This window comes from Alkalimonas sp. (assembly GCF_020831925.1).
GTDB lineage: Bacteria > Pseudomonadota > Gammaproteobacteria > Enterobacterales > Alteromonadaceae > Alkalimonas.
The window spans coordinates 1-26080 of sequence record NZ_JAFIFQ010000032.1 but is presented as its reverse complement, the minus strand read 5'-3'; the positions used below and the strand labels follow the sequence as shown (position 1 = coordinate 26080).

Annotated in this window: 28 protein-coding genes, 1 pseudogene and 1 other annotated feature; of the genes and pseudogenes, 8 read left to right on the top strand and 21 right to left on the bottom strand. The window is 51.4% G+C overall.

All coding sequences use genetic code 11. The annotated features are described in order from the left end of the window. Positions 1-18: 18 nt before the first annotated feature. The 20 genes from JJU14_RS11015 to JJU14_RS10920 form a co-directional block, all read right to left on the bottom strand. A complete protein-coding gene (locus tag JJU14_RS11015) occupies positions 19-657 on the bottom strand; it encodes a protein-L-isoaspartate(D-aspartate) O-methyltransferase (RefSeq protein ID WP_228613505.1) in 639 nt (212 codons plus the stop codon). Beyond that, complete coding sequence (gene surE, locus JJU14_RS11010) at positions 658-1410, bottom strand: 5'/3'-nucleotidase SurE (RefSeq protein ID WP_228613503.1); 753 nt, start codon at positions 1408-1410, stop codon at positions 658-660. After that, complete coding sequence (locus JJU14_RS11005) at positions 1410-2462, bottom strand: tRNA pseudouridine(13) synthase TruD (RefSeq protein ID WP_228613501.1); 1053 nt, start codon at positions 2460-2462, stop codon at positions 1410-1412. The genes surE and JJU14_RS11005 overlap by 1 nt, the downstream gene beginning before the upstream one ends. Beyond that, positions 2462-2944, bottom strand: a complete 483-nt coding sequence (gene ispF, locus JJU14_RS11000; RefSeq protein ID WP_228613499.1) for a 2-C-methyl-D-erythritol 2,4-cyclodiphosphate synthase — start codon at positions 2942-2944, stop codon at positions 2462-2464. Before ispF ends, JJU14_RS11005 begins: the two co-directional genes overlap by 1 nt. Next, positions 2941-3636, bottom strand: a complete 696-nt coding sequence (gene ispD / locus JJU14_RS10995) for a 2-C-methyl-D-erythritol 4-phosphate cytidylyltransferase (protein WP_228613497.1) — start codon at positions 3634-3636, stop codon at positions 2941-2943. Before ispD ends, ispF begins: the two co-directional genes overlap by 4 nt. Beyond that, positions 3633-3965, bottom strand: coding sequence for a cell division protein FtsB (gene ftsB / locus JJU14_RS10990; protein ID WP_228613495.1), 333 nt, complete (start codon positions 3963-3965; stop codon positions 3633-3635). Before ftsB ends, ispD begins: the two co-directional genes overlap by 4 nt. 61 nt (positions 3966-4026) lie before the next feature. Then, positions 4027-4686 carry a hypothetical protein gene (locus tag JJU14_RS10985; RefSeq protein ID WP_366914898.1) on the bottom strand — a complete coding sequence of 220 codons (660 nt, stop codon included), beginning with the start codon at positions 4684-4686 and terminating at the stop codon, positions 4027-4029. A 74-nt stretch (positions 4687-4760) separates the two neighbouring features. Beyond that, positions 4761-5501 (bottom strand): transporter substrate-binding domain-containing protein, encoded by a 741-nt coding sequence (locus JJU14_RS10980; protein WP_228613491.1) that lies wholly within the window; start codon positions 5499-5501, stop codon positions 4761-4763. Positions 5502-5516: 15 nt separating this feature from the next. Further along, the gene (locus JJU14_RS10975; protein ID WP_228613489.1) at positions 5517-6182 is read right to left on the bottom strand and encodes an SCO family protein; all 666 of its coding nucleotides are present in this window, start codon (positions 6180-6182) and stop codon (positions 5517-5519) included. Positions 6183-6194: 12 nt separating this feature from the next. Further along, positions 6195-6518 (bottom strand): cytochrome C oxidase subunit IV family protein, encoded by a 324-nt coding sequence (locus JJU14_RS10970; RefSeq protein ID WP_228613487.1) that lies wholly within the window; start codon positions 6516-6518, stop codon positions 6195-6197. An 8-nt stretch (positions 6519-6526) separates the two neighbouring features. Continuing rightward, complete coding sequence (locus JJU14_RS10965) at positions 6527-7207, bottom strand: cytochrome c oxidase subunit 3 (protein WP_228613485.1); 681 nt, start codon at positions 7205-7207, stop codon at positions 6527-6529. A gap of 10 nt (positions 7208-7217) precedes the next feature. Beyond that, positions 7218-7898: a cytochrome oxidase subunit III gene (locus tag JJU14_RS10960; protein WP_228613483.1), complete on the bottom strand. Its 681-nt coding sequence runs from the start codon at positions 7896-7898 to the stop codon at positions 7218-7220. Then, on the bottom strand, positions 7895-9658 hold the full coding sequence (locus tag JJU14_RS10955) for a cbb3-type cytochrome c oxidase subunit I (RefSeq protein WP_228613481.1): 1764 nt from the start codon (positions 9656-9658) through the stop codon (positions 7895-7897). Before JJU14_RS10955 ends, JJU14_RS10960 begins: the two co-directional genes overlap by 4 nt. After that, a complete protein-coding gene (gene coxB, locus JJU14_RS10950) occupies positions 9658-11034 on the bottom strand; it encodes a cytochrome c oxidase subunit II (RefSeq protein WP_228613479.1) in 1377 nt (458 codons plus the stop codon). Before coxB ends, JJU14_RS10955 begins: the two co-directional genes overlap by 1 nt. 253 nt (positions 11035-11287) lie before the next feature. After that, positions 11288-11845, bottom strand: coding sequence for an NAD/FAD-utilizing enzyme (locus JJU14_RS10945; RefSeq protein ID WP_228613477.1), 558 nt, complete (start codon positions 11843-11845; stop codon positions 11288-11290). 183 nt (positions 11846-12028) lie between these two features. Continuing rightward, on the bottom strand, positions 12029-13450 hold the full coding sequence (locus JJU14_RS10940; RefSeq protein WP_228613475.1) for a GAF domain-containing sensor histidine kinase: 1422 nt from the start codon (positions 13448-13450) through the stop codon (positions 12029-12031). A 145-nt stretch (positions 13451-13595) separates the two neighbouring features. Next, a complete protein-coding gene (locus JJU14_RS10935; RefSeq protein WP_228613473.1) occupies positions 13596-14141 on the bottom strand; it encodes a DUF924 family protein in 546 nt (181 codons plus the stop codon). Positions 14142-14210: 69 nt separating this feature from the next. Continuing rightward, on the bottom strand, positions 14211-15092 hold the full coding sequence (locus JJU14_RS10930; protein ID WP_228613471.1) for a LysR family transcriptional regulator: 882 nt from the start codon (positions 15090-15092) through the stop codon (positions 14211-14213). 65 nt (positions 15093-15157) lie between these two features. Beyond that, the gene (locus tag JJU14_RS10925; protein ID WP_228613469.1) at positions 15158-15607 is read right to left on the bottom strand and encodes a DoxX family protein; all 450 of its coding nucleotides are present in this window, start codon (positions 15605-15607) and stop codon (positions 15158-15160) included. Positions 15608-15762: 155 nt separating this feature from the next. Then, positions 15763-16671 (bottom strand): LysR family transcriptional regulator, encoded by a 909-nt coding sequence (locus JJU14_RS10920; RefSeq protein ID WP_228613466.1) that lies wholly within the window; start codon positions 16669-16671, stop codon positions 15763-15765. A 142-nt stretch (positions 16672-16813) separates the two neighbouring features. Between JJU14_RS10920 and ycaC the strand changes: the two genes are divergently transcribed. From ycaC to JJU14_RS10895, 5 genes are all read left to right on the top strand, one after another. Continuing rightward, positions 16814-17440, top strand: a complete 627-nt coding sequence (gene ycaC / locus JJU14_RS10915; RefSeq protein WP_228613463.1) for an isochorismate family cysteine hydrolase YcaC — start codon at positions 16814-16816, stop codon at positions 17438-17440. Between the two features lie 61 nt (positions 17441-17501). After that, complete coding sequence (locus JJU14_RS10910) at positions 17502-18068, top strand: antibiotic biosynthesis monooxygenase (RefSeq protein ID WP_228613459.1); 567 nt, start codon at positions 17502-17504, stop codon at positions 18066-18068. Between the two features lie 141 nt (positions 18069-18209). Further along, positions 18210-18914, top strand: coding sequence for a pirin family protein (locus JJU14_RS10905; RefSeq protein WP_228613457.1), 705 nt, complete (start codon positions 18210-18212; stop codon positions 18912-18914). A 44-nt stretch (positions 18915-18958) separates the two neighbouring features. Further along, positions 18959-19873, top strand: a complete 915-nt coding sequence (locus tag JJU14_RS10900) for a pirin family protein (protein ID WP_228613455.1) — start codon at positions 18959-18961, stop codon at positions 19871-19873. 11 nt (positions 19874-19884) lie between these two features. After that, the gene (locus JJU14_RS10895; protein ID WP_228613453.1) at positions 19885-20961 is read left to right on the top strand and encodes a glycerol-3-phosphate dehydrogenase/oxidase; all 1077 of its coding nucleotides are present in this window, start codon (positions 19885-19887) and stop codon (positions 20959-20961) included. A 33-nt stretch (positions 20962-20994) separates the two neighbouring features. Here JJU14_RS10895 and JJU14_RS10890 read toward each other — a convergent pair whose 3' ends face one another. Further along, positions 20995-21639, bottom strand: a complete 645-nt coding sequence (locus JJU14_RS10890; RefSeq protein ID WP_228613451.1) for a hypothetical protein — start codon at positions 21637-21639, stop codon at positions 20995-20997. Between the two features lie 412 nt (positions 21640-22051). Here JJU14_RS10890 and JJU14_RS10885 point away from each other — a divergent pair, with 412 nt between their 5' ends. The 3 genes and pseudogenes from JJU14_RS10885 to JJU14_RS10875 all read left to right on the top strand — a co-directional run bounded on the left by JJU14_RS10885 (position 22052) and on the right by JJU14_RS10875 (position 26041). After that, positions 22052-23998 carry a hypothetical protein gene (locus JJU14_RS10885; protein ID WP_228613448.1) on the top strand — a complete coding sequence of 649 codons (1947 nt, stop codon included), beginning with the start codon at positions 22052-22054 and terminating at the stop codon, positions 23996-23998. A 116-nt stretch (positions 23999-24114) separates the two neighbouring features. Next, a complete protein-coding gene (locus JJU14_RS10880; RefSeq protein ID WP_228613445.1) occupies positions 24115-24360 on the top strand; it encodes a hypothetical protein in 246 nt (81 codons plus the stop codon). A 463-nt stretch (positions 24361-24823) separates the two neighbouring features. Further along, a pseudogene (locus tag JJU14_RS10875) lies at positions 24824-26041 on the top strand (IS3 family transposase). Beyond that, positions 25102-25218 (top strand) — a sequence feature (AL1L pseudoknot). Its footprint overlaps the pseudogene before it by 117 nt. Positions 26042-26080 lie beyond the last annotated feature (39 nt).

Sequence of the window (26080 nt, the reverse complement as noted above, 5' to 3'; positions counted from 1 at the left end):
CCTGTGATTTAAGTTTACTTAGGCCAGTTCGCCTGGCACCAAGGGGACAAAGCGAACCGCTTCGACATTTTCTGCAACAAACTCATCGCCATGGCGGCTGATCACCCGGAGCATCTGCTCATCGGTGCCGACTGGGATCACCAAGCGTCCCCCGTCACTAAGTTGCTGCAACAGGGCCTGGGGCACTGCACTGGGTGCGGCCGTTACAAGAATGCAATCAAAAGGAGCCTTACTGGGCCAGCCCTGCCAGCCATCACCATGTTTCATTGATACATTGTGCAAATCGAGCTGTTGCAGTCTGCGCTTGGCCTGGAACTGCAAACTTTTAATGCGCTCCACGCTGCACACCCGATCAAACAACTGAGCCAGCACTGCGGTCTGATAACCGGAACCGGTGCCGATCTCAAGCACATGCTGGTGTTTACCACCAGCCAGCAATAGTTCGGTCATACGGGCGACAATGTAAGGCTGTGAAATCGTTTGGCCATGACCGATTGGCAATGCTGTATTTTCATAGGCTTTATGCGCCAGCACGGTTTCAACAAACAAATGACGCGGCGTGTTGGCGATAGCAGTGATCACCTGCTGATTACGAATGCCTTCGCTTTGAAGCTTTTGCGCCAGCACACTGGCGCTGCGTTGGGTTGCTACAGCCATTTACAACTGAATTCCTTCTAACCACTGACTAAGTTGTTCCATGCTTTTATAAGCAGACATATCGACATGAATAGGTGTAATCGAAGCATAGCCATTGGCAATGGCATAAAAATCAGTGCCAGGCCCAGCATCGAGCTCTGGCCCTAAAGAGCCATACCAATAGATATCGCGTCCCCAGGGGTCGCGTGCCTTGGTCATGGTTTCGGCTTTATGGCGACGCCCCAACCGGGTAATTTGTACCCCTTTGAGCTGCTGTACTGGAATCGAGGGTACATTGATATTTAAGATTTGATCGGCCGGTAGCGGGTGCGATTTTAATTTCCTGATCACTTGTACTGTCACATAGGCAGCGGTTTCGAAGTACTCATCGTCATGTCCGGCCAATGACACAGCGATGGCAGGCAGGCCTAGATGCCGGCCTTCGGTCGCCGCAGCAACCGTGCCCGAATAAATCACATCATCACCCATATTGGCGCCATGATTGATGCCAGCCACCACCAAATCCGGGGTAAAGTCCAAAAGCTGACTAATGGCCAGATGCACACAATCGGTTGGGGTACCGCTGACAGCAATAAAGCCATTATCCAACTGCTGGGTTCGAAGTGGGTTTAGCAGGGTAAGAGAATTACTAGCACCACTGCAGTTGCGATCCGGCCCAACCGTTGTAACATCAGCAATTTGCGATAAGGCTTGCTGCAACACCTGAATGCCTTTGGCATAGACGCCATCATCATTACTTAACAAAATTCGCATTAGTCTTCTCCATACTGCTGGCTGGCGCCTGCATCGGTGTACTGCACCAATTCTCGCAGCACGCTGGTGGCAAAACAACCCGTAGGCAAGGCAAATTGCAGCAAAATTGTATCGTCTTGTTGCGTTGCACTAAGCTGCTGGGGTAGCAACCTAATAGAACGACGCTCTGCTTTTAGACGAAAATCAATCAGTCCTTGTACCAAGCCGCTATGCTCAGCCAGCCAGGCAGCTTCCAGTTGGGCCGCTTGATGCTGTGGCTGGGATTTCTCGGCGGCAGGCAGACCACAGAGTGCAGCCGTAGGGTGCAAATCGCCTTGCTCTATACGTAGCTGCAATGCCTCCAGCCCTTCATCTGCCCTGAAAATAGAACCCGAGCCATCCAGTTGCACAATATCACCTCGTAACAAGGTAGTGAAATGACCTGCCGCAATCCTCGCCGAAACTTGCTGGTTGAATAAGAAAGAACGAGCCGCTGACAAAACCAGGCCACGCAGCTGCCGATCAGCAATACCCTGACCAGCAAAGAGTGCTTTGGCTTTCACCAGGTTACCACCATCGATGCCAAAACGTTGCTCGCCATAATAGTTGGGAACACCCTGCTGCACCTGGGCCAATCGCTTCAGCACTGCAGCAATATCATCGACCTGACGTAAGCGAATTTGGAAGTAATTGCGTTTTAAGGCCCCCAGCCTCAACTTACGGTGGTGGCGCTGCACCTGTATAATCCGGTAGCCCTCGCCCTGCCAGCTTTGCCAAGGCACCTCGGCTTTGATTGGCCATGGCAAGCAGAACCACTGCCTTGTAATGGCATGGCGATCTTTGCGGCCGGCAAAACTAATGTCCCGGTTTTTAAGGCCGGTACGCTCTGCCAGCTGCCTGGCGACATACTGAGTATTCTGGCCAATTTTCTCAATCTGCAGCAGCAGATGTTCCCCTGCACCGCTGGGGCTAAAATTGAGCTCTTCATCCACGACAAAATCATCGGGCTGGCTACGAATGTTGGCTTTGGCTTGCGGCCGGCCATACAACCAGGCCTGAGTGCTTGCAGCCATCAGCAAGCCACCAGCAACACCACAGCCTCAGCAGCAATGCCCTCTTTACGGCCAACAAACCCCAACCGCTCGGTTGTCGTTGCCTTGACATTGACCTGACTCAGCTCGGCCTGCACATCCGCAGCTACCACGGCCCGCATGGCGGCAATATGCGGCGCAATCTTGGGGGCCTGCGCCATAATGGTGATGTCCAGATTACCCAATTTCCAGCCTTGCTGTTGCATGGTGGCCACCACCTGACGCAATAACAAACGGCTGTCGATATTGGCATAAGCTGCGTCGGTATCTGGAAAGTGGTGACCAATATCACCCAGTGCTAACGCACCCAAAATAGCATCCGTCAGTGCATGCAGCACTACATCACCATCCGAGTGGGCCAGCAGTCCTTGCGGGTAATCCACTTGAACACCCGCCAGAGTCAACGGGCCTTCGCCTCCAAAAGCATGTACATCAAAACCATGACCGATGCGAAAAGCTGTCACTGTTGTGTCTCCAAATAAAAAGCAGCCAAGGCAAGATCCTCTGGCCGGGTCACTTTAATATTGTCGCTGCGTCCTTCCACCAAAAGCACCGACTGCCCCGCCCATTCCATGGCAGAGGCTTCGTCGGTCACCACTACGCTCTCAGCCAGTGCAGAGCGAAGTGCCTGTTTTAATGGCAGCAGAGGAAAAAGTTGTGGTGTCAGTGCATGCCAGAGATGGGTGCGATCCACGGTGTGGTCAATGGTAGGCCCACCACGTTTCATGGTATCGCGCACCGGAGCAGCCAAAATCCCGCCGTAACCAACTTGCTGACAGCTGTCAATCAAGCGATTAAGATCGGTAAGATGCAACAGCGGCCTGGCTGCATCGTGCACCAGCACCCAGTCAAACTGAGCCGGCTCCAAGGCTTCAAGCGCTGCCAACACCGAGTCAGCACGCTCACGGCCACCAACAACGGTTCGCACCCGTGGGTCTGTGGCCAGGCTGGTACTGGCAAAGTAAGGGTCTTCTGCACCAAGTGCAATCACCAAAGGCAGATCGTGATGCAGCTGACGAAGGGCTGCGGCACTGTGCTCCAGGATGGTGCGGCCATGTAAGCTGAGGTACTGCTTGGGTAATTCACTTCTCATCCGGCTGCCAATCCCTGCGGCAGGGATCACAGCCGCCAATCGGTGCAGGCTAAAAGCGGTCATCTCCGCTCCGGTTGTAGTGGCAAGGTAATCCCCTGACGCTGATCATTCAGGCTTGGGCTATCAGTGACAATTCGAAAGAAAACTTCATCATCGCGAATCATACCAAGCTCATTGCGGGCTCGCTCTTCAATCGCTTCCAAGCCAAGCCGCAGATCATCCACATCGGCCAGCAACAGACGATTGCGCTTGGCCAATTCCTCATTGGCTAATGCCTGCTGCTCTAATTGCTGAGTGAGTTGCAGGTAATCGCTGACACTGTGCTGTCCAAACCAAAGTCGGTATTGCAGTAGCAGCAACAAAATCAATAAGGCAATTGTCAGTAACCGCATGCCACCGGCTCAGAGTTCATCATTGGGTTATTATGAAGCTTTCGGTGCGGTGAGGGAAGGGCTAACTGGTCACAAGCGGGGCGCGCAGGATGGGTTTGGCAAAATTTTTCCAGTTAAGGTCCGTGGTCAGAAGCAACTCACGCAGACTAAGAGCCCGGGGCGAGCTGCGCTTTTGGTTGCTCCACTGATGACCACAGCAGCACGCCGTCATCACCACCTTTACCGGCTGAAGCAAAAATTTATCCGTATTATCAGTACTTAGTGGCGTACCGGCAAAGGCAAACCAACCATGCTGGTTGCAGTGTAAGCGCTGACCGGCAATGTCGACCTCATCGATCGCATCCAGCAAAATACGCTCTACGCCAAGCTGCTCCTGATACACAGGTACCAGCAGGCCAGGTTTGGCAGCTTTTTCAAAAAAGCGGGCAATTTGATCTGGTCGCTGCCTGTTCAAGGGACAGCTGACCGCCTGACTGGCAAACCAGGATGCATTCTGACTGTCCAACAACAATGGAGATTGCACCTGAAGGATACGCTGCGCCGCTTTGCGAATGTAAAACGGCAAGCTGGCCAGCTGACGCGGCAGCTGGACAACATCACTGGCGGGACACTGTGACAAGCGCAGCAACTCGCGCTCATACAACGCATTGCAAAGCTCGGTATAGGTTTGGTTCTGGCCAGAAGCCTGCCAGAAATGAGGTTGTTCAGTTGAATCTTTCATCATGCTCTGATGGTAACGGAGGCTGAGCAGCTTGCACAAGAAAAAACAACGCCATGGTGGAGTTAGTACCCATATTACTTCACCTGAAAACTTTGCACGATGGCCTCAAACTCACCACTTTGCCGCATTAGTTCCAACTGCGCTTGCAGCTGCTCGACCAACTCAACAGGCACATCCGGATTTAGCGCTAGAAAGTTACCGGCGATCCCATCCAGTGCAATCGTTGCTTCAACGACTTCCATGGTCTGTTGGTAGTCTGCCAGCCAAACCGGCATCACCAGTTCGGAAGATACCATCAAATCGACCCGCCCCTGTAAAAACAGCGGGGTAGCTGCCGACTTGGACTCAAAGTCCAGCAGATGCTGACCATACCGAAAGCCTTTTTCTAAAAAGTACTCTTCAAACACGTCACCCCGGGCCACGGCTATCATGTACCCTTTCGCGTCTTCGACTTGCTGCAGTTGGATATCGCTTCGACTCTTTAACCGGTAAAGATAAGGAGTGGTATACGCCAGCGGCCCAACCCACTGAAACATGGCATCGCGCTCTTTGCTACGAGAGGTCGAGTAAAGCCCTGCTTGTGGACTGGCTAATGCATGTTCAAAAGCGCGACGCCAGGGATAGAGCTCAAAGCGACAGCTGATGGTCACACGCTCACACAGGCGCCGCACAATTTCTGTGTTGGTGCCGGTAATGACACCATCATGCTCATAACTAAAAGGCGGAAAATGCTCGGTATAGAGCACCAACTCATCAGCAGCCGCGCAGCAGCTCCAGCTGAGCATCAACCAATAGAATGCTCTTACTGCCTTCAAATCATGACTCCTGAATTACTGCAAAAAACTGCGAATTGCCAGATAATCCTGAAACAATAGCTCAGGATCAAAGTCCGGCACAGCCCCCACACGGCTTACCGGGGTAAACACGGCCTGCAACTCAGCCTTTGGGTTCAGTAAATACAACAACACCCCATGATCTACCTGGTAAGCCATAGGATCAGAAGCATCCGCTGCACCCGCTTCATAGAGTATAGCCAATGTTTGCTCAAAGTTTTTGTGCTTTTCACTGCCATCAATAGCTACCAAACCACGAATATCGGCTGCAAAGAATGTTAGATACTGCTGCAAGACTTCGGGGGTGTCCCGAGCAGGGTCCACGGTATAAAATAATAACTGAATATCGGCGTATTGTTGCTGCTGCTCCAGCTCCAATTGAAAACGACTAAGCTTGGCCAGCGTCATCGGGCAAATATCCGGGCAATAAGTAAAGCCATAACTCAGCAGGTGCCATTGCCCCTTTAGATCCTCACGGGTAACACGCTGCCGGTGCTGATCCCAAAGTTCAAAGTCGTGCAGAGGCAGAGGGTTGGTTAACAACACTGCCTGCTGCAACTGCAAAGATCCTGGCTGTCGCTGTAAAAAAAAAAATACCGAAGCTACCAACAGCACTACCAGCAGGATAGCTGCAACCAAGGTATGTCGAACACTCCAGCGCATCAAGGCCTGGCCTCAGTCAGCCGTGCTGTAGTAAAGCAGCCGGTTCATCAGAACATAATCGCCCTCAAAGGCCATTAAAGCAATGAAAACGACAATGGCAAAAGTGGGAATAATCAACAACAATTTCAGATTCAGGCTTTCCCATTTCACATGCATAAAGACACTTAAAATCACGCCGGCTTTAATCACCATAAAAAATAAAATCAGACTCCAGCGTAATAGCCCCTGCAGCTCCATGTAATCGACCATGTAAGAAAAAAAACTCAGTACAAACAGCCAGCCCCAGACTTTCAGGTACATACTGACCGGATGCTGTTGATTCACGTCCTGCGTCATGTTTCACCTCACCAGAGATAGAAGAATGCAAAAATAAACACCCAAACCAGGTCGACGAAATGCCAATAGAGACCGGTAATCTCGACAATCTCATAGCCCTTTTTATCGTAATGCCCTTTATGCAGACGCCAAGCCACGATCAACAGATAGATCACGCCACCCGTTACATGGAGCCCGTGGAAACCGGTGATCATAAAAAAGGCAGCGCCAAACTGCTCGGCTCCCATCGGATTGCCCCAAGGCCGAACCCCATCCTCTATCAGCTTGCTCCACTCAAACACCTGCATGCCGACAAACATGGCTCCCAGCACAGCGGTCGCCAGCATCAGCCAGACTGCCTGTTTGCGCATGCCCCGGTAGGCGCTGCTCACCGCCATCGCCATGGTGCCGCTACTGGTAATCAAGATGAAAGTCATAATGGCAATCAGCAGCAGCGGAATCGTTTGCCCGGCAACCGTTAGGGCAAAGACTTCACTGACATTGGGCCAGGCTTCGGCGGCAGACCAACGCACATTCATATAGGCAATCAGGAAAATACTAAAAATAAAGGTATCCCCCAGCAGGAATACCCACATCATCAACTTGCCCCAGGACATCCGAAAAGCTTGCTGATCAGCCGACCAATCGGCAACTACCCCCTGCCAGCCGTCGGGTCTGTCTGAAAACGATGGATTTGGTTCAGTGCTCATCGCTTCCTCCTTAGAAGCCGCACAAGGCAGCGAGTGAATCAATGGTACCGGCCGAGCTGGTTAGTAAGGCAAACAACACCAGCCAAATCCCAAACAAGTAATGCCAGTAGGTGGTACAGAGTGCCAGGCTGGCAACCACTTTGTCACTGCTCTGCCGCCGCCAGTAACGCTGCAACAAACCACCAAGCGCAACCACGCCACCGAATAAGTGCGCCAGATGCACTGCTGTCAGTAAATAAAAGTAGCTGCTGGCTGGGTTGGTGGTCAGACCAAAACCGGCCAGCGCCAACTGCTGCCAGACGTACCATTGCGCCAACATAAATCCCAACACAAAGAGAACTGCCAGCATGACTGCCAGCAACGATGCCTGCAATTGGTCCTTGCGTGCCAACCAAAGGCCAACCTGCATGGCTAGGCTACTCAACAGCAAAATGCCGGTGTTCCACCACAACTGCACCGGTCGATCAAAAGGCAACCAAGGCTCCCCGGCCAGGGCATGAAAATCGCCCATTTGAGAACGACCCAGCATCGTCATAATAAAAAGTAAAAAAATCACCGTTACCGTAGCGAGAAAAAATCGCAAGGCGGTGCGGGCAGGCCAGTAAGTAGCTGCAGGCTGCAATAAGGATGGATCCATGCCTTCAGGTTGAGCCAGCCAGGGTTTTTCCGTCAATTTACTGAAAATACTCATTTGCCAGCCTCCGCAAAAGCGGCAGCATCAGTTACTTCCACTGCACTGTTGGGCACATTCTGGGGAATAAAGTCATCTTTGGCGCCAGGTACGCTGAAATCATAAGCCCAGCGATACACGACCGGTGCTTCCGGCCCCCAGTTGCCGTGCTTGGGTGGGTTATCCGGTGTTTGCCACTCGAGCGTAGTTGCACCCCACGGATTGGCAGGCGCTTTTTCGCCTGAACGCAAACTAATGATGACATTAACAATGAATACCAACTGCACCACAGCAACAATGATCGCAGCTACAGTGATATTGGCATTGAGCAGCTGTGCCGACTCAGGAATATAGTCGGTACCAGCCATACCAAAGTAGCGCCTTGGCACGCCAAGAATACCTAGATAGTGCATCGGTAAAAACACTGAGTAGGCACCTACTAAGGTGGTCCAAAAATGGATCTTGCCCAGGCCGGTATGCAGCATACGGCCAGTGACTTTCGGGAACCAGTGATACAAAGCAGCGTACAGCACCAGGATTGGTGATAAGCCCATCACCATATGAAAGTGGCCGACCACAAAGTAGGTATCGGATAAGGGCAAGTCAATCACCACATTGCCAAGAAAGAGGCCGCTTAAGCCGCCATGGATAAAAGTAAAAATAAAGCCTATTGCAAACAACATCGGCACAGTCAGATGAATGTTGCCTTTCCAGAGCGTCAGGATCCAGTTGTATACCTTCAATGCGGTCGGCACAGCGATAATCAGCGTCGTGGTGGCAAAGAAGAAACCAAAGTAAGGGTTCATACCACTGACATACATATGGTGGGCCCAAACCACAAAGCTAAGTAAGCCGATCACCACGATGGCCCAAACCATCATGCGGTAGCCAAAAATATTTTTGCGGGCATGGGTCGCCAGAATATCGGACACAATGCCAAAAGCCGGCAAGGCAACAATGTAAACCTCGGGGTGGCCAAAAAACCAGAACAGATGCTGAAACAAAATCGGGCTGCCACCGGTGTGATCCAGCGTTTCTCCCATGGATATTATGGCCGGCATAAAGAAGCTGGTGCCAACCACCTTGTCCATCATCATCATAATGGCGCTAACCAACAGAGCTGGAAACGCCAGCAAGCCCATAATGGTGGCGACAAAAATGCCCCAGATGGTCAGTGGCATCCGCATCAGTGTCATGCCTTTGGTGCGGGCTTGTAAAATGGTACAGACATAATTCAGCCCGCCCATGGTAAAGGCAACAATAAAGATACCGAGCGAAATCAACATCAGCAGGATGCCCCAGTCTGCCCCTGGCGTACCGGGTAAAATGGCTTGCGGTGGGTACAAAGTCCAGCCTGCCCCAGTAGGCCCGCCCGGCACAAAAAAGCTGGCCAGCAGCACGATAACTGATAGCAAATAGGTCCAGTAGCTCAGCATATTCAGCAACGGGAACACCATGTCCCTGGCACCAATCATCAGTGGGATCAGGTAATTGCCAAAGCCACCCAGCAACAAAGCGGTCAGCAAATACACCACCATAATCATGCCGTGCATGGTAACAAACTGCAGGTAAGACTCTGGGTTGATAAATGAGAACTGATCAGGGAATCCTAGTTGCAACCGCATCAGCCCAGACAGGACTAAGGCAACCAGGCCAACAAAAATTGCCGTGATGCTGTACTGAATGGCAATGACTTTGTGATCCTGACTCCAAATGTACTTACTGACAAAACTGGTTGGATGATGCTCATCGGCATGCTCGGCAATCGCTGTTTGTGTCATCAGTCTCTCCTTGCCAGTTGCGCAGGTTGCAATGAATTGATGTAGGCGACCAGGTCATCGATGTCTTCTTCCGTGCGCAAGGACTGCACCAGCAAGCTCATCTGGGCACCGTAAAAGTCATCCGGGTGACCACCGCGAACCCGGTCGCGGAAGTAAACAATTTGCCGGCTCAGGTACCAAGGCTCCAGGCCCGCCAGCCGAGGCGCATTCATATGAAAACTGCCCTCAGCCTGTTCGCCATGACAATGCACGCAATTGCGATACAACTGCTGCCCACGCCGAAGATCACCGTCCGCTTTTGCTCTGACTGGCTCTGGGAGGGAACCAATATAGGCCAGCAGATGCTGCATGCTTTGCTCATCACTCACTAGGTTGGCCATGGCTATCATCTGACCGCCAAACACATCACCTTCCGTGGTACCACGAACTCCTTGCTGATAATTTTTCAACTGCCGCTGCAGGTACCATAGATCCTGGCCAGCCAGACGAGGAGCATGCAGCCCTTCGTTGCCCTCCCCCTGAGTACCATGGCAAGCGGCACAGACCATGTACTGCGCCCGACCAAGCGCCGCATCCCCGGCCGTACGGCTTTGAGTTTGTGCAAAGGTCACCTGGCGAGCCAGCCAACGTTCAAATTCGTCGGGCTCTTTCACCACCACCCGTCCGCGCATGGCGTAATGGCCAATGCCACAGAGCTCTTCACACATCAGGTCGAAAACACCTGTACGGGTTGGGGTAAACCATAAAAAACTGGAAATGCCTGGCACCATGTCCATCTTGACGCGAAATTGCGGCACGGTGAAATTGTGCAGTACATCTTTGGAACGTAGCAGCATTTTTACTGGCTGCTCCAGTGGTAACACCAATTCATTGCTGAAAATCAGAATGTCGTCTTGACCAGCAGGATCGGATGGGTCAATACCAAAGGGATTATTTTCACTGACTAGCCGGGTATCCACCTTGCCCAGCACACCATCCTCACCGGGAAAACGGTAACTCCAGTGCCACTGCTGACCAACGGCTTCCACCTGCATCGCATTATCCGGTGGTTTGACAAACTGCCCCCAAACATAGAGCCCGGGTGCCAACATCGCGGCAATGCCAATGGTTGTTGCCAGCGTTAGCCACCCCTCCAGCTTTTTGTTCTCTGGTTCATACTCCGCTTTAAGGCCTGGCCGGCTGCGGTAACGAAACAGCACATACACCAGAAACAAATTGACCGCCACAAAGACAAACCCTGTGATCCAGAATGTCAGCTCGACGGTGTTGTCGATGGCAGACCAGTTGGAGGCAAGAGGAGTGAAATACCAGGGGCTGATGAAGTGAAAAATGACGGTACCGATGATAAGCAGCAGGATAATGATTGCAATCGCCATAACCCAGATAATCCTTTAATCAGCAAAAGTAACAGGACACTACTTCAACAGATGAATCGGACATCAGAACACACGGTATGCAACTGTACAGCCAGCGCATGGCTGCAAACCGAACACTTTTTCGTCTGTACAGTCACTATAGGTCATAAACCAACATGCTGCACAAGCCAATGCATAAAATTTGTACAAAATGTGGGAGTTGAAACAACCAGAGCCGCTTTAAGAGGCTCTGGTTGTGCAGAGATGCAGGCAGTCAGGGCATGGCTTTAACAAAGCGTTTAAAGTAAATTTGTGCCCGTACTACCCAGCCAGGAGCAGCTGCACCGGTACCAGCATTTTGCAGCTTTGGATGCTTGCGAACCACTTTTTTTACTGCAGCTTCTTGCTCGGGATTGATGTCGATAAAAAGCACATGCTTGCCTTCACTTAGCACCTGTTGGAAGCGTTTAAAATGAATGTTGGGTTCCTGAATACCGATAAAACCACCTTCCCAGGTACAAAAGCCCAGTACCACGATGGCCAGAAAAATAAAAGGCACCCAGCCTGCGGCGGTTTCTGTCCAGCCACTAAAATAAGCGACCAGCAACACAATAGCTGCCAGAATCACACCAACCACAGCTCCAACTTCGGTGCTATGCACCACATCGCTTTTTAATACCGGCGACACTTCAGGCAAATGATGCAGTTCCACTTCAGCATCCTGCTCGCTAAGCACATGAATTTGAGGTGTATCTATCCCTTTGGCTTCCAACTCATGTTCGATCGCTTCCAAGTCATCCAAATCATCGCTTATAAAATACCGTCTTATCATCTTCCAGCCCTCTGCTTGGCAAAGACAAGTTAGTGTAACGATCTAGACTGCAGACTGATCGCCGCATCGGAATAACCACGTCCGTGACTCAAGTATAGACCTGAATAACAAAATTGGTGAAAAAATAAGCAAAAATCAACATTATCAACAAAACAGGTACGGACTTTGCTGCTTCAACCACGTTTATCTTGCTTGTTTGATACAGGATAGCTGAGTGGGCAGATGGATCAGAAAACTGGCTCCCTTACCGGATTCGGACTCCAGTTGAATGCGTCCCTGTAAGGTACTGGTAACCAGGTTGTAGACAATGGCCAGACCTAAACCACTGCCGCCCTGACCGCGCCGGGTGGTAAAGAAGGGTTCAAATACACGTTTCTTGATCGGCTCCGACATTCCATGGCCATTATCCTGTACCACCAGAAGCACCTGATCATCACAGTAAGGATCGACCTGGATCAAAATCTTAGGCTGAATGCTCAGGTCACTGAAAGCATGGACACAGGCATTGATTACTAGATTGGTGAGCACCTGTGCAATTGCACCAGGATAGGTGACCAGCCTGACGTCAGCCGGACAGTGTACATCAAAATCGACCTGGTACTCTTTGGTATAAGGCTTTAAGGTAACCAGTACCATCTGAATGTAATCATGCAGGTTAATAGACTGCAGCTCGTAGTGCACCTGATCAACGGCAGTCTGCTTAAAATTACTAATGAGTTCATCGGCTCGCAACAGATTGCGCTCCAAAATTGTCTGACTTTCCACAATTTCAAGCAGGTTTTTTTCGAGTATTGAACGGGACAGCTCATTTGCTTTAAATTTTTCCACTAACCGTGCAGTCAGTTCCTTGCTGTACGAATTCGCCGTTAAAGCAACCCCTATCGGAGTATTAACCTCGTGCGCTACACCAGCAACCAAGGTGCCCAACGAAGCCATTTTTTCTGCTTCTACCAACTGGGCCTGGGTCGCTTTGAGCTGCTCCAAATTGGCTTCAAGACGCTGGGTTCTTTGCTGCACCTTGGCTTCAAGCTCTGCATTCAGAGCTTCCAGCTCTTTTTGGTATTGCAGCCTCTGGCTGGCCGACAAAGCACGGCCATACAAATCGGCCAAAGCGGCAACAAAGCTGGTTTCATCCGGTAGCCACTGCTTTGGCTGCTTTGTTTCTTCACAGCAGATAATACCTATCATGGCACCCGCATGGCGAATAGGGACATCCAGCATGGAAAAAATACCACGCGGCAACAGGTAAGGCTCGGTAAACTCGCTGGTTGCTGCATCAGAGCGGGCATCGCAGGCTGCAATCACACGCTGTTGATCCAAGGCATTAAAGTAGTTTGGAAAATCGTTCCGCTTTAACACCAAATCTTCCACCGGCTGCCAGTGTCCCTGATCCAGTAGGGCCCGGCAGGCAATGCCTTCACCCGCTGGCAAATACAACCAAATGCCCACACGGCATACAGCCAAACCTTGCTGGCAGGCCGCCAGCAACAGCTGTTCGGCCTGTTCAAGCTCTCCGGCATCCAGCACAGGGCTCATCGATACATCCAGTAAAATATTTTCCAGCGTTAGTTCCATGCTTTGTTTGGTGCTATCCGATAAAGACAAGGCTTATAATCAGCTGATGATGAACCAACCGATTCAATTAAGCTTAGTCATGTCTTGAAAAATGAGCCAAAAAAATCCCAAAATTGGTGTTCGCTGCACCTGAATACAGTAGCTAATCAGCGAACACTGCGGTTGTATAAATCCATTAAAAACCAGAGCCAGGCTGTTGCAAAAACACCAGCTCTTCATCCGTTGAGGTACGGCCTAGTATGGCATTACGATGTGGATAGCGACCAAAGCGTTCTATAATATCGCGGTGTTTGATTTCAAATTGCAGGTTCTCCTCCAGCCCATCCTGATCGTACAACCGCATCGCCACATCGTGAATAGCCAGAGACTCACTGTGCATAAAAGGCAGGTATAAGAAGCTCTGCTCAGTCGGGGTCAGTTCCTGATCGGCGCCGATGGCAATGGCTTCCTGTGCCAGGCCCAGCGCCAAGGGATCGCAAGCAAAAGCCTCAGGGCTATCGCGGTATATATTGCGCGAGAATTGATCAAGAACGATGATTTCAGCCAAGCGCCCACGTGCTTGCTGGCGCCAGGGATACAACTCGCACTGGGCGGCCATCCGATGCAGCCCGGAGAAACAGTCACGGATTTGCTGATCCAGCTCAGGATCTTTGACAAACCATTGCTCAGGGTTTAACTCTTCAAACCAGAACGTTAGCACGGTATTTAGCTGGGTTTTCATCGCAGGCCTCAAGCAAATAGGTAGTGGATCCCATACTAGGTGCTATCCGCCAGGCCTGCAAGCCTGAAACTAACCCTGTGTCAAATAACGCAAATGCCCTAAAAAAGTACGAGCCACTGGGCCCAGGGTATCGGCATCGTTAAAATTCAGATAAAAGGTCATACTGCGACTGCTACCTCTGGGTAAAGGCAGCTCCTGCAATTGGCCAGTATCCAGATAGGGCTGAACCGCATGGCGCGGTAACCAGGCGAAGCCAAGATTCTTCTGTAGCAGCTCAATAGACGTGCCTACATGACTGACGGTCCAGCGCTGCTCCGAGCCTAACCAGCCGTGATCTTTATCACGGGCTTTGCCGGAGTCACGCAGCACGATTTGCCGGCAATCTTTTAAATCTTCCAGGGTCAATTCACGCAGCAACTGATGCAGTGGGTGCAGCGAACCAGCTACAGCAACAAATTCAACCTGGCAAATGTCTTCACTGAGGTTATCGGACAGGGTAAAAGGCGCTACCGCTATTTCTGCTTTACCCTGCGCCAGCAGTTCATTGGCGCCGGAGAGCACAGTTTCCATCAACTCAATGCGGATCAAAGGGTACTCGTGCGATACCGCCGCCAGCGTCTGATACAAGATGTCTCGTGGAAAAGCTTCATCCACAGCAATACTCAGGGTCGACTCGACCCCGGCCTGCAGGTTCAAAGCAACCTGTTCCATGCGCTCGGCTTCAGTCAGCAAAAAGTTGATGCGGCGCAGTAGTTGTTCACCAGCGGCTGTGAGCTGAGTTTTTCGTCCCTCGACTTGGAACAAGGCGACGCCCAGCACATCTTCCAGTTTATGCACCGCATGATGAATGCTGGACTGGCTTTTAAACACGGCTTCAGCAGCCTGATGGAAACCGCCATGCTCAGCTACGGCTTTAAACATACGCCATTGCTCTAAGGTGGAACGGGCCATGTGTTGCTCCTTGCTTCAGGAAAAAATAACAACCCGGCTTTGCCGGGTTGTTTTCAAAGGGACACTTAGTTGGAACGGCTCAGAGCTGCGTCTACTGATGCTTTGCCAGCTCCACTGAAAGCCAGAGAGACACTGGCAGCCAGCAAAGCCAGGCCAAACTCGTAACCATTGTTGCTCATAAAGAGGCCATTTTCAAAATGCACGGCGAAAATGGCGACCAGCATGGTCAGTGCCAATACCGCTGCCGCCGGTCGGGTCAGCACGCCAGCAATCAGTGCCAAGCCACCAAAAAATTCGGCCGAACCAGCCAGAAAAGCCATCAGCACACCAGGCGCCAGGCCAATGCTTTCCATCCAGCCACCTGTTGCTGCCAGACCATAGCCACCAAACCAGCCAAAGAGCTTTTGCGCGCCATGGGCGGCAAAAATAATGCCGACAGGAACCCGTAACGCCAGAGCGCCCCAACCTGCATCGGTTGCACTTAGTTTTTTCAGTAATGTCATTGCTTTGTTCATCGCCGTACCCTCACTGTGATTGATTGATGTCGACCCATGGCCGTTCATGCCAATGCGTTGTCGATGGTGCTAGCATAGAACAGAGCAATGAATGATAAAATTGGATTATTAGAATCAAAACATTCGAATTAATGGGATTAATAGCCGCGATATACTCAGTCTTCCATGATCTCAGCGTAACGTTCTACCAGAAAATCGATCAAAGCCCGGATGGCTGGCAACATACCTCGGCGAGATGGAAACACCAGATGAATGACTTCCCGCCGCGGCTCCCACTCCGGTAGCAACTGGAGCAGCCGCCCATCTGCCAGCTCTTGCTGCAACATCAATAGTGGCAATTGCGCCACACCAACCCCGGCCAGAGCAGCCGTTTTGAGTGTCAGCATATCGGTGGTGGTAAAACGTGGTTGGAATGCCAGCTTTAGCTGCCCCTGCAACGGATGCTGCAAACACCATTCGTGCACTTCCTGGGGTCTGCTCCGACTCATGCTGGGCCAATTTACTAATGCTGCAGGTTCCGCCGGCAAACCACCTTGGGCTTCAACCAACTCAGGGCTGGCGACCAGGCACTGGCCCCGATCCGACAGCACCCGCAGCACCAGCTCACTGTCTTCCAACGGCAAGGGCCTTACCCGCAGCGCCAAATCTACTCCCTCGGCCAGCACATCGACCCGCCGGTTGGTCGCTTCCAGCTGCACCGTGACGCCAGGATAAAGCAGCATAAATTCAGCCAGCATGGCCCCGACATGAAAGTGCAGCAAACCCACCGGGCAAGTCAGCCGGATGGTCCCGCAAGGCTCCGCCCGAACGAAGTCAATGGCTTGCTGCGCCGCTTCAGCCTCCACCAACATAGCCCGGCAATGTTCCAGGTACTGCTGCCCGACCTCGGTGATCTGAAAATACCGGCTGGAGCGCTGAATTAAACGCACTCCCAGCCGCTCTTCCAATAAAGCAAGGCGACGACTCAATTTGGATTTGGCAATGCCAAGCGCCCGGCTGGCCGGTGCAAAGCCACCGTGCTCGACCACCTGAACAAAGTAATAAAGATCATTTAAATCCTGCATAGACCCCCCAGCCATCGTTCTTAAAATAGAACGCTGCATCACAGTTTAGCAGTCTACCGTCACATTCATACCGCATATAGACTTTAAAGCCGAAATGTACCGGTTGCACTACCGCCACCGGTGACTTGCTAAGGAGCGAACCATGAGCAAACCCTATGTACGCCTGGATAAAAACAATGCAGCGGTGCTGCTGGTCGATCATCAGACCGGATTACTCTCACTGGTACGTGACATCGACCCGGATAAATTCAAAAACAATGTGCTGGCACTGGCCGATCTGGCAGCCTACTTTAACCTGCCAACCATTTTAACCACCAGTTTTGAAAATGGTCCGAACGGCCCGCTGGTCCCTGAGCTAAAAGAAACCTTCCCGGATGCCCCCTTTATTGCCCGCCCTGGCCAAATCAATGCCTGGGACAATGAAGAGTTTGTTGCTGCCATTAAAGCCACCGGCAAAAAACAATTGATCATCGCCGGTGTCGTCACCGAAGTCTGCGTCGCCTTCCCAACCTTATCGGCTTTGGCAGAAGGCTATGATGTCTTCGTGGTGACCGATGCCTCAGGGACCTTCAACGAGCTGACGCGCGATTCGGCCTGGCAGCGGATGTCCGATGCTGGTGCCCAGTTGATGACCTGGTTTGGCGTTGCCTGTGAGCTGCATCGTGACTGGCGAAACGATGTGAAAGGTCTGGGACAGCTGTTCTCCAACCATATTCCGGACTACCGCAATTTGATCAACAGCTTCAACACCCTGACCTCAGGGAAATAAATTCGTTGACTACCCAGCCCTGCAGCCTCCCGGTTGCGGGGCTGTATTATTGGAGCAGACCATGGCCAAACAGCCACCGACAACAACCGGGGCATCGATTTTGATCCACCATCAGGTGGTTCCTGATGCAATGGCTCACTACGAAGGCTGGCTGGCCGATATTATTCAGGCGGCTGCTGAGTTTCCGGGCCATCAGGGTGTCACCATCGTCAAGCCCGCCAAAGGGCAGCATCATTATGAGATTGCAGTCCGTTTCTCCTCTGAAGCGGATGCCAGACGCTGGCTGGAATCGCAAGTACGCCAGCAACTGATTGCTGAGGTTGCGCCCTTACTGCAGCTACCTGAAAATGTGCGCGTGTCTACCGGCATCGATCAGTGGTTTCAACCGCTTGATAGCGATGCACCGCATCCGGTGCGCTGGAAGCAGTGGCTGGTGACCACGCTGGTGATCTGCCTGCTAACTATGCTGGTCCCCCCGGTGCTGCAACTGCTGTTTAAGCTGGCTCCTGCACTCGGGATCTGGGGGCTGCGTCATTTACTCAGCGCCGCTGTGATTGTTGGTCTGGTGGTGTATCTGATTATGCCGCGATTGGTGCCTTTGCTGGCCGGCTGGCTGTTTAAGCGCTAAACCCCAGCACTGGTCACCATGATTTATTCTATACATACGAACAGAATGTTAGATTTTATCCGTTATATTCATTCGTGAAGCTAAGCTAGAGTAGCATGCATCGCAAAGCACCGCTTTGCAGCAACAGCTTAGGAGTCCAGCATGATTGAGATCATTCGTAGCCAGCAACGCGGTACCGCAAGCTTTGGCTGGTTGAAAAGCCGCCACACCTTTTCTTTTGGCCATTATTACAACCCACAGCAAATGGGCTTTTCCAAACTGCGGGTGATTAACGACGACCGGGTCCGTGCCGGTGCTGGTTTTGATACCCATGGCCATCGCAACATGGAAATCATCAGTTATGTGCTCAAAGGGGCCATGGCGCATAAAGACTCAGCAGGCAACGAGCAGATTTTACCGGCCGGTGAGTTCCAGCTGATGAGTGCCGGCCGCGGTATTTACCACAGTGAATACAATCCAAGCCAGCACGATGAGCTGGCATTTTTGCAAATCTGGATAGAACCCAATCAACTTGATGGCGAGCCGGACTATCAGCAAAAGCACTTTGGTGAGCAGCCTGGTCTTACCCCGGTGATCACGCCGGATGGCCGCGATGGTACCTTGCAGATCAGGCAAGATACCAGTCTGTCGCAGCTACGGCTTACTGAGCAGCAGCAACTGGAGCTTCCTATGCAATCAGGCAGAGCTTATTACCTGCATCTGATAACAGGCGAGCTGAGCCTTGCTGGCGAGCAACTGCAGCCTGGTGATGGCATCAAGCTGATGCATCCGTCGCCAGCCACAGCCATCGCTGGCTCTGGCTCGGTGCATGCCTTATGGTTTGATTTGCCCGGCCTTAGCACCTAAATTTAAGCAACCGCTGTTCACGCAGCACAGAGAGTGAGGATGGTATGAGTACAGCAAGTAAACAGCTGGAGTCCGATTGCAGTGTGCAGCACGGCTGCGCCGCTATCGAGCTGATTATTTACCCTAAGCCCAAAGATCTGGGAGGCTTTTCTGTTCGGCGCAGCCTGCCGGTGCGTGAGCGGCGCAGCATTGGCCCCTGGATTTTCTTTGATGAAATGGGTGCGGCCGAATTTGCCGCTGGCAGCGGCATCAATGTGCGGCCGCATCCGCACGTCAATCTGGCAACGGTGACCTATCTGTTTGAAGGTGAGATTTTGCACCGCGATTCTCTCGGCAGCTATCAGCCGATAACGCCAGGCGATATCAACCTGATGGTGGCTGGCAAAGGCATCGTGCACTCCGAGCGCGAACGACCGGAAGTGACCGCCCGCGATCACCGGCTGCATGGCTTGCAACTGTGGATGGCATTGCCTGAAGCCGACGAGGAAACCGAGCCGGCCTTTCACCATTACCCCTCGGCCACCATCCCTGCCACCCACATTGATGGTGTGCCGGTGCGGGTGTTAATTGGCAGTGCCTATGGCTTGAACTCCCCGGTCAAAACCTTTTATCAAACGCTCTACCTGGAAGCTGAGTTGCTAGCAGGCCAAAGCCTGACGCTGCCAAGCAGCCCAGAGCGGGGGCTTTACCTTGCCAGCGGCGAGCTGCAGCTGCAAGATACTGTCGTGACGGCTCACCAGTTGGTGGTGCTGGGCGCAGCTGACGGGGTGCAGATCACCGCAACTAAGCCCAGCCGTATCGCCCTGATTGGTGGTGAAGCCATTGGCAAGCGCTATATGGAGTGGAATTTTGTCTCCAGCCGCAAAGAGCGGCTTGAACAGGCAAAGCAAGACTGGCAGCAAGGTCGCTTTCCAAAAGTACCGGGCGATGAAGAGGAATGGATCCCATTCCCAACGTAATTGGACACACCATGCGCATTGCAGTGATCGGCGGCGGTATCAATGGTTTATGCACGGCCTGGGAATTGGCAAAAGCCGGCCATCAGGTGCAATTGTTCGAGCGCGATGCACTGATGCAGGCAACCAGCCGGGCGTCATCCAAGCTGCTGCACGGCGGCCTGCGTTACCTTGAACAAGGCGAATTCCGTCTGGTACAGGAAGCGCTGCAGGAGCGACGCTGGTGGCTCAATAAGACCAGCCAGCTGACCCGCCGCATTCCGTTACTGTACCCACTGTATCGCCAGGGCCGACGCCCGCGCTGGCAACTGAAAATTGGCCTTATGCTGTATGACTTTTTTGCCGGTCGCAAAGGCATTGGTCGCCACCGCTGGTTAACGGCAGCACAAACGCTGCGCTGCTCACCTCAGCTGACAGCCGAGGGCTTGCAAGGGGCTTACTTGTTTTTCGATGGTCAGATGGACGACTATCAGCTAGGACTTTGGGTCGCAGCTCAGTGTCGCAAAGCCGGGGTCGATATTTTTGAGCACCAACCAGTACTGAAACTGGCCGCCAGCGGCGATCTGCTACTTAGCACAGGCTGGCAGTCCTTTGACCGCATCATCAATGTGGCCGGCCCCTGGAGCGAAGCTTTGCTGCAGCAATCCGGCTTGCCGGTGCAGCAATCGCTGGATCTGGTGCGCGGCAGTCATTTGCTGCTGCCGACCTTAGGTCGCTACGGCCATATGCTGGAGGTACCGGGCAGTCGTCGCATCGTCTTTGCCTTACCCTATAAGCACCAGTGCCTGCTGGGCACGACGGAGGTCCGGCAACAGCTGCATGAGCCGATTGCCTGCTCTGAAGCAGAGCGCGATGAGTTGCTGGCAGTGTACAACCAGTACTTTCACCCTCAGGTACAGCCAGTCGATGTTCTGGATAGTTTTGCCGGTGTACGGCCCTTATTAAAGAGCAGTACCGATAGCAGCCGCGCCAGCCGGGAATATAGCCTGCACTGGCAACAGCAAGTGTTAACAGTCAGTGGTGGCAAGTGGACCACAGCACGGGCGCTTGCCAGGCAAGTCGCTAAGCAGGTACGGCAGTCCACGAAATAAATAGTATCCGCTGGTAGTGCTCAGGTGCCGCGATTAAAAACCTGAGTCCTCTAAATACTCAACCAGCACTTTTTTAACCTCACTTACCACAGCCTCTTGAATCAGCGAGTCTTTTTGCGCTAGGAACTCACTTTTAGAGTTAAACACTTTTTCATAATCAATAGCACGAGCGATTTCGACTCCAGCAACTTGATCAAACAGCAAAACACGAGATTGCATCGTAACCATAACCTGATCATTGTCGCCCCATGCATCAAGGATTGCACTGTTTCGATTTAAACGTGCGTTCACCTCATTCAATCTCCGGGTTCTATTTCCAAATCCAAATAAATTGCTCACATCGGAAACAACACTTAAGCCGGCAGTGGTCATTTCTCTTGCATTCATGCCTCCTTGGTATTGGGCATAGTTAAAAGTAGGAGGACTGACCTCAATAACCGGACCTTTAGCATTACGCTTATGAGGCAGCGCTTTGAACTCACCGCTTTCTGAAACAGCACGAGCAGTGGCCAGCGTTACGTCTCGAAGATAGTTATTTTGCTCATCACGGATCCTTTTAATATAAATAACGACTTCTTCTGCACCCCAGCCGGCTTGTGCCGGACCAGAAAACGGCAATGAAACAAAAGCAAGCGATGCAAGGAACAACGAAAGAACGAGTTTTCTGTATGTGAACATAATATTTCACCTATTTGTAGTGGGGTTGGCAACTACAAAAACAACAACCAATATCCCTATTGAACGTAAACACATCCCCAGTGTTTCTTTTGATTAGTGCATTGCGTTTACTAACTGTGCTTAATCATCTAAGGCCACTAGAGTGCGCGGTTTTGGTAAACAACATAGGTGATTCTTAAGTCATCATTAAGATGATGCAACCGTAATCAGGCTCGATCGGATCTTAAGTACCATTAACCGGCGCTTAGTGACGAAGGATCAGTTACTGACGGTTAAATTTGGTTAGTAAACGTGCAATTTGCGCAGTGCTTCGCTACTATCAGAACACCTGCTTGCTGCACACTAGCTCAACATGGATGGTAGAAAACGGAAACGCGGAATCAGAGCATCCAGAGAAAAACTGGAAGCTGCTATGTTGGCGAGTGGCTTTGAAACACAAGCCGAACTGGCACAGCAAATAGCGCAGAATGAAGGCATCTCAAAACCACCCTGCGATTTAGTCAGTAAAGTCTTTCGGGAACAAGCCGTATCCCCGCATAATTTGGCCCGTATTGCTCACGCGTTGCAGGTTGAAGCTCACACTATTTACCTCTCTAAAGATGACAATCCGTTCACTGAAGTAATCTCCAGCCAGAGTCCTATCGCACAGCCCCTTTTAACCAGTCGTTCAAAGAATAATCTCTGGCTGGCCCTGCCAGCGTTGGTGATCCTGCTAGGAGGCCTAATTTGGTGGCAACAGAGCAATGCAGATCATACTTCTCAGCAACCAGCCAGCACCAAGTTGATCTCACCAATAGGTAAGGTGTTAATTGTGTTGCAGGCTCCAGCCAACCTACATCCACTTGCTGAGCAAGTTGCTAGCCAAATGTCTGAAAAAGATACCATCCGAGCCATAGTCTTGAGTAGGCCAGAGACTTATCAGCTGCCGGCAACGGAGGTTCTAAGCAGCTGGCAGGCCCATGGCGTTTTGCACCTTGCCCACCACAAAGATCAATTTTACGCGGCCATTACAGCGACATTGACATCACATCAGCACAGCCTGACTATCGATCAAAGCGTATTTCACCACGCAGAATTTGCAGCACAAAGCGCAGCGATACGCGATGCGATTGTCACACAAAGCCAGCGTTTTATTGATGGCGAGCCACTCGCCCCGATTTTGTCAAACTCCAGCGTTGCACTGGGCCATTTTTTGCAGGGGAAAAATAAGCTATTTATCAGCCATTCAGCCAGCAGTTATGTGCTCGCTGAATCGCATTTTCTTAAAGCTCTGGAATTGGATACAAACTTCGCCGCAGCCAATGCCGAGTTATGCCGCATTTATGTTCGCAGTAGTTGGATCCAGGATGAAACACCGTCGCTTGAGAAAGCAGCCACCTTCTGCCAGCTGGCCGCAGAACAACAACCAGAGCTACTGGAAGTGATCACCGCTCAGGCAGAGTTACTGGCACGTACAGGGCGTGCCAAACAAGCGTTAGATCTCCTAAGTGAGTATGTCACCTTAACTACCGTCGATGCGGATGCCCTCACCGTCAGAGCCACAGTGCACATGGCGCGCCTTGGTGAGGACGATCCTGAACCTCAGGGGCCACTTGCAGAAGCCTATGCCAAACAAGCGGTTCAGTTGGTCCCTGGCCATTGGCAGGCTAATAATAGTTTAGGTAACTTGTATTTTATGCTGGGCGACTCTCAGCAGGCCAAAGCGCAGTTTGCAAAAGCAAGCCAGCAACATGAAGTGATCCTGGCCAACCTGGGTACGCTGCAAATGTGCTATGGTGAACTGGAGCAGGCTGAACAAACCTATCAGACATTAATCAACCACTTCGATTACGCACATTTCGGGCATGAAAATTTAGGCAACCTTTACCACATGCAACAGGATTATGACAAAGCCATTAAGCACAAACTGCTCGCAATTGACAAACAGCCCGAGGTGGCGATTCATCAGGTATGGAGTAGCTTAGGCGAGCTGTATATGCTGCAGGGTGATCACGAGCCTGCAAAACAGCATTACAGCCACGCCCTGACCCTGATTGAGCGGGATGAGCTGTTGGGTAATATATCCCTCAGTGACCAGTTGCACAAAGTGTACTACCAAACCAAACTGCAGCAGCTGACAACAGAAGCATCACTTCCTGCAAGCCTGTCACAACAAGTTGAGCTGTTTTTAGCGGATCAGGAAGATCTCGGTCTGCAAGCAAAAACCCACCTTGCCTGGTTACTGGGTACAGTGGATAAAGAGGAAGAGAAACAACAACTCTGGCAAGACATCTCAGCCATCTGCCCGGTGTATGCGCTTTCTCCAGAGTTGCTGCAGCAGGATCAGAGCATTACCAGGGAAAAGCCGGCCACGCCATAAATCCAGATAAAATAGGGAGCTGCAGCAATCCGTCAAGTAAGCCTGTGCCTGGTAACCCCTTGCGCTTACAACCTACCCCAGTATGATAAAGCCTGTCAGCCTGATGGAGAAAAAGGATGCCACTATACATTGAAGACCGGCTACGCTGGATGCGCGAAATGCGCCAAAAAAGCCCCTGCAAGCGCTGCGGCTTGCTATATAACCACCACATAAAAGCCAAGTGCCCGGATTGTGGCACCCTGGATAGTCAGGAGCTACGCGAGCTGCTAGCGCAAAAAGAGGTGATTATTGGTGATTTACGCCGTATGGGCTGGATTTTTGTGGCTCTTGCCGCTATCGCTGTTTTATTCTTTTTCTGGTAGTAAAATGAGCTGGTGAATCATTCACCAGAAGCTCACTTTTTGAATGAAAGATGTATTCCGGCTCATCGCGGCATCTAGGCTTTTTGATCTATAAAATTTATTCATCGCCCGCATTTTTTGACAGGCTAATGTAGGTGTTCAGAAATTGCTGCTGCACATCCTGTTCATCTCTTGCACTCTTAATCAATGGCTGTCCTCTGAGAAAATGATCTGTCTAGCACCAGTCAATTAACTGGCTGCAATCGAGATTTCAGTATATACCAGTAATTCGAGTCTATAGAAGCAGGTAAAACCTCACTAAAGCACCGTGGTTGCAGGCTGTTGTTTAAAAATGTTTTTTACACTTTAAATTGAGACAACAGTCGTTTAAGTTCCTGTGCGCTTTGCTCTAGTTCATTTACCACACCACTTAATGAATCACACCGGGTTTGTCGGAGGCTAATTTTCTTGAGAGAATTAGCACATGAACAAAAGAACAACTTATTCCGCAGAAGTCCGCGAACGTGCAGTTCGCATGGTTTTGACCTCAGAGCATGAGCACCCATCCCGGTGGGCTGCACTGGTGTCTATTTCATCAAAAATTGGCTGTACACCTGAGACATTGAGGGCTTGGGTTAATCGAATCGAAGTAGACTCAGGCAAAAGGCCCGGTGTTACTTCGGATGCAGCAGCCAAGATCAAGCAGCTTGAACGAGAAAACAAAGAGCTCAAGCAAGAAAACGAGATCCTGAAGAAGGCCGCTGCATTTTTTGCCCAGGCGGAGCTCGACCGCAAACCGAAGAAATAGTCCAGTTTATTGATTCGCACCGAGCGTTGCATGGTGTCGAGCCGATGTGCCGTGTGTTGCAGATCGCGCCATCAACGTATTACCGGTGCAAGTCACTTGAAGCGCAGCCTGAGCGACGCTGTCAGCGTTACCATCAGGATGATGGCTCTGAAGCCTGAGATCTTGCGTGTATGGCAGGATAATCGGCAATGCTATGGCATCAGGAAGGTCTGGAAGCAACTGAAGCGTGAAGACTTCACGGTGGCTCGCTGCACGGTTGCCAGACTGATGAGTACGCTTTGGATCTAAGGGGTTCGCCGAGGCCGTCGTTGTATCACGACGATCCCTGACGATAGCGCTGCTAAGCCATTGGATCTGGTGAAACGGGAGTTCAGTGCCAGCCGGCCAAACCAACTGTGGGTTGCAGATATCACTTATGTTGCTACGTGGTCAGGCTTTGTTTACGTTGCCTTCGTAATCGATGTGTTCTCCCGAAAAATCGTGGGCTGGCGTGTGATGAAGACGATGCAGACACAGTTGATTCTGGATGCATTAGAGCAAGCCTTATGGGCCAGAGGCAAGCCTAAAGGCGTCATTCATCACAGCGACAGAGGAAGTCAGTATGTCTCGATACGTTACTCTGAACGGTTATCAGAAGCAGGCTTTACAGCTTCTGTTGGTAGTGTTGGCGACTCGTATGACAATGCCTTGGCTGAAACGATTAACGGCCTGTACAAAGCCGAAGTGATTTATAAAGACGGCCCGTGGAGAGGGCTGGAGCAGGTTGAGCTTGCAACGCTGGACTGGGTTGACTGGTTTAACAACAGACGATTGCTGAGTTCAATTGGCGATATCCCGCCTGCTGAATATGAGGAAAACTACTATCGACAATTAACCCAAGATACGGCAGCATGACTCAAACAAATCCGCCTCCGAATTTACCGGTACGATTCA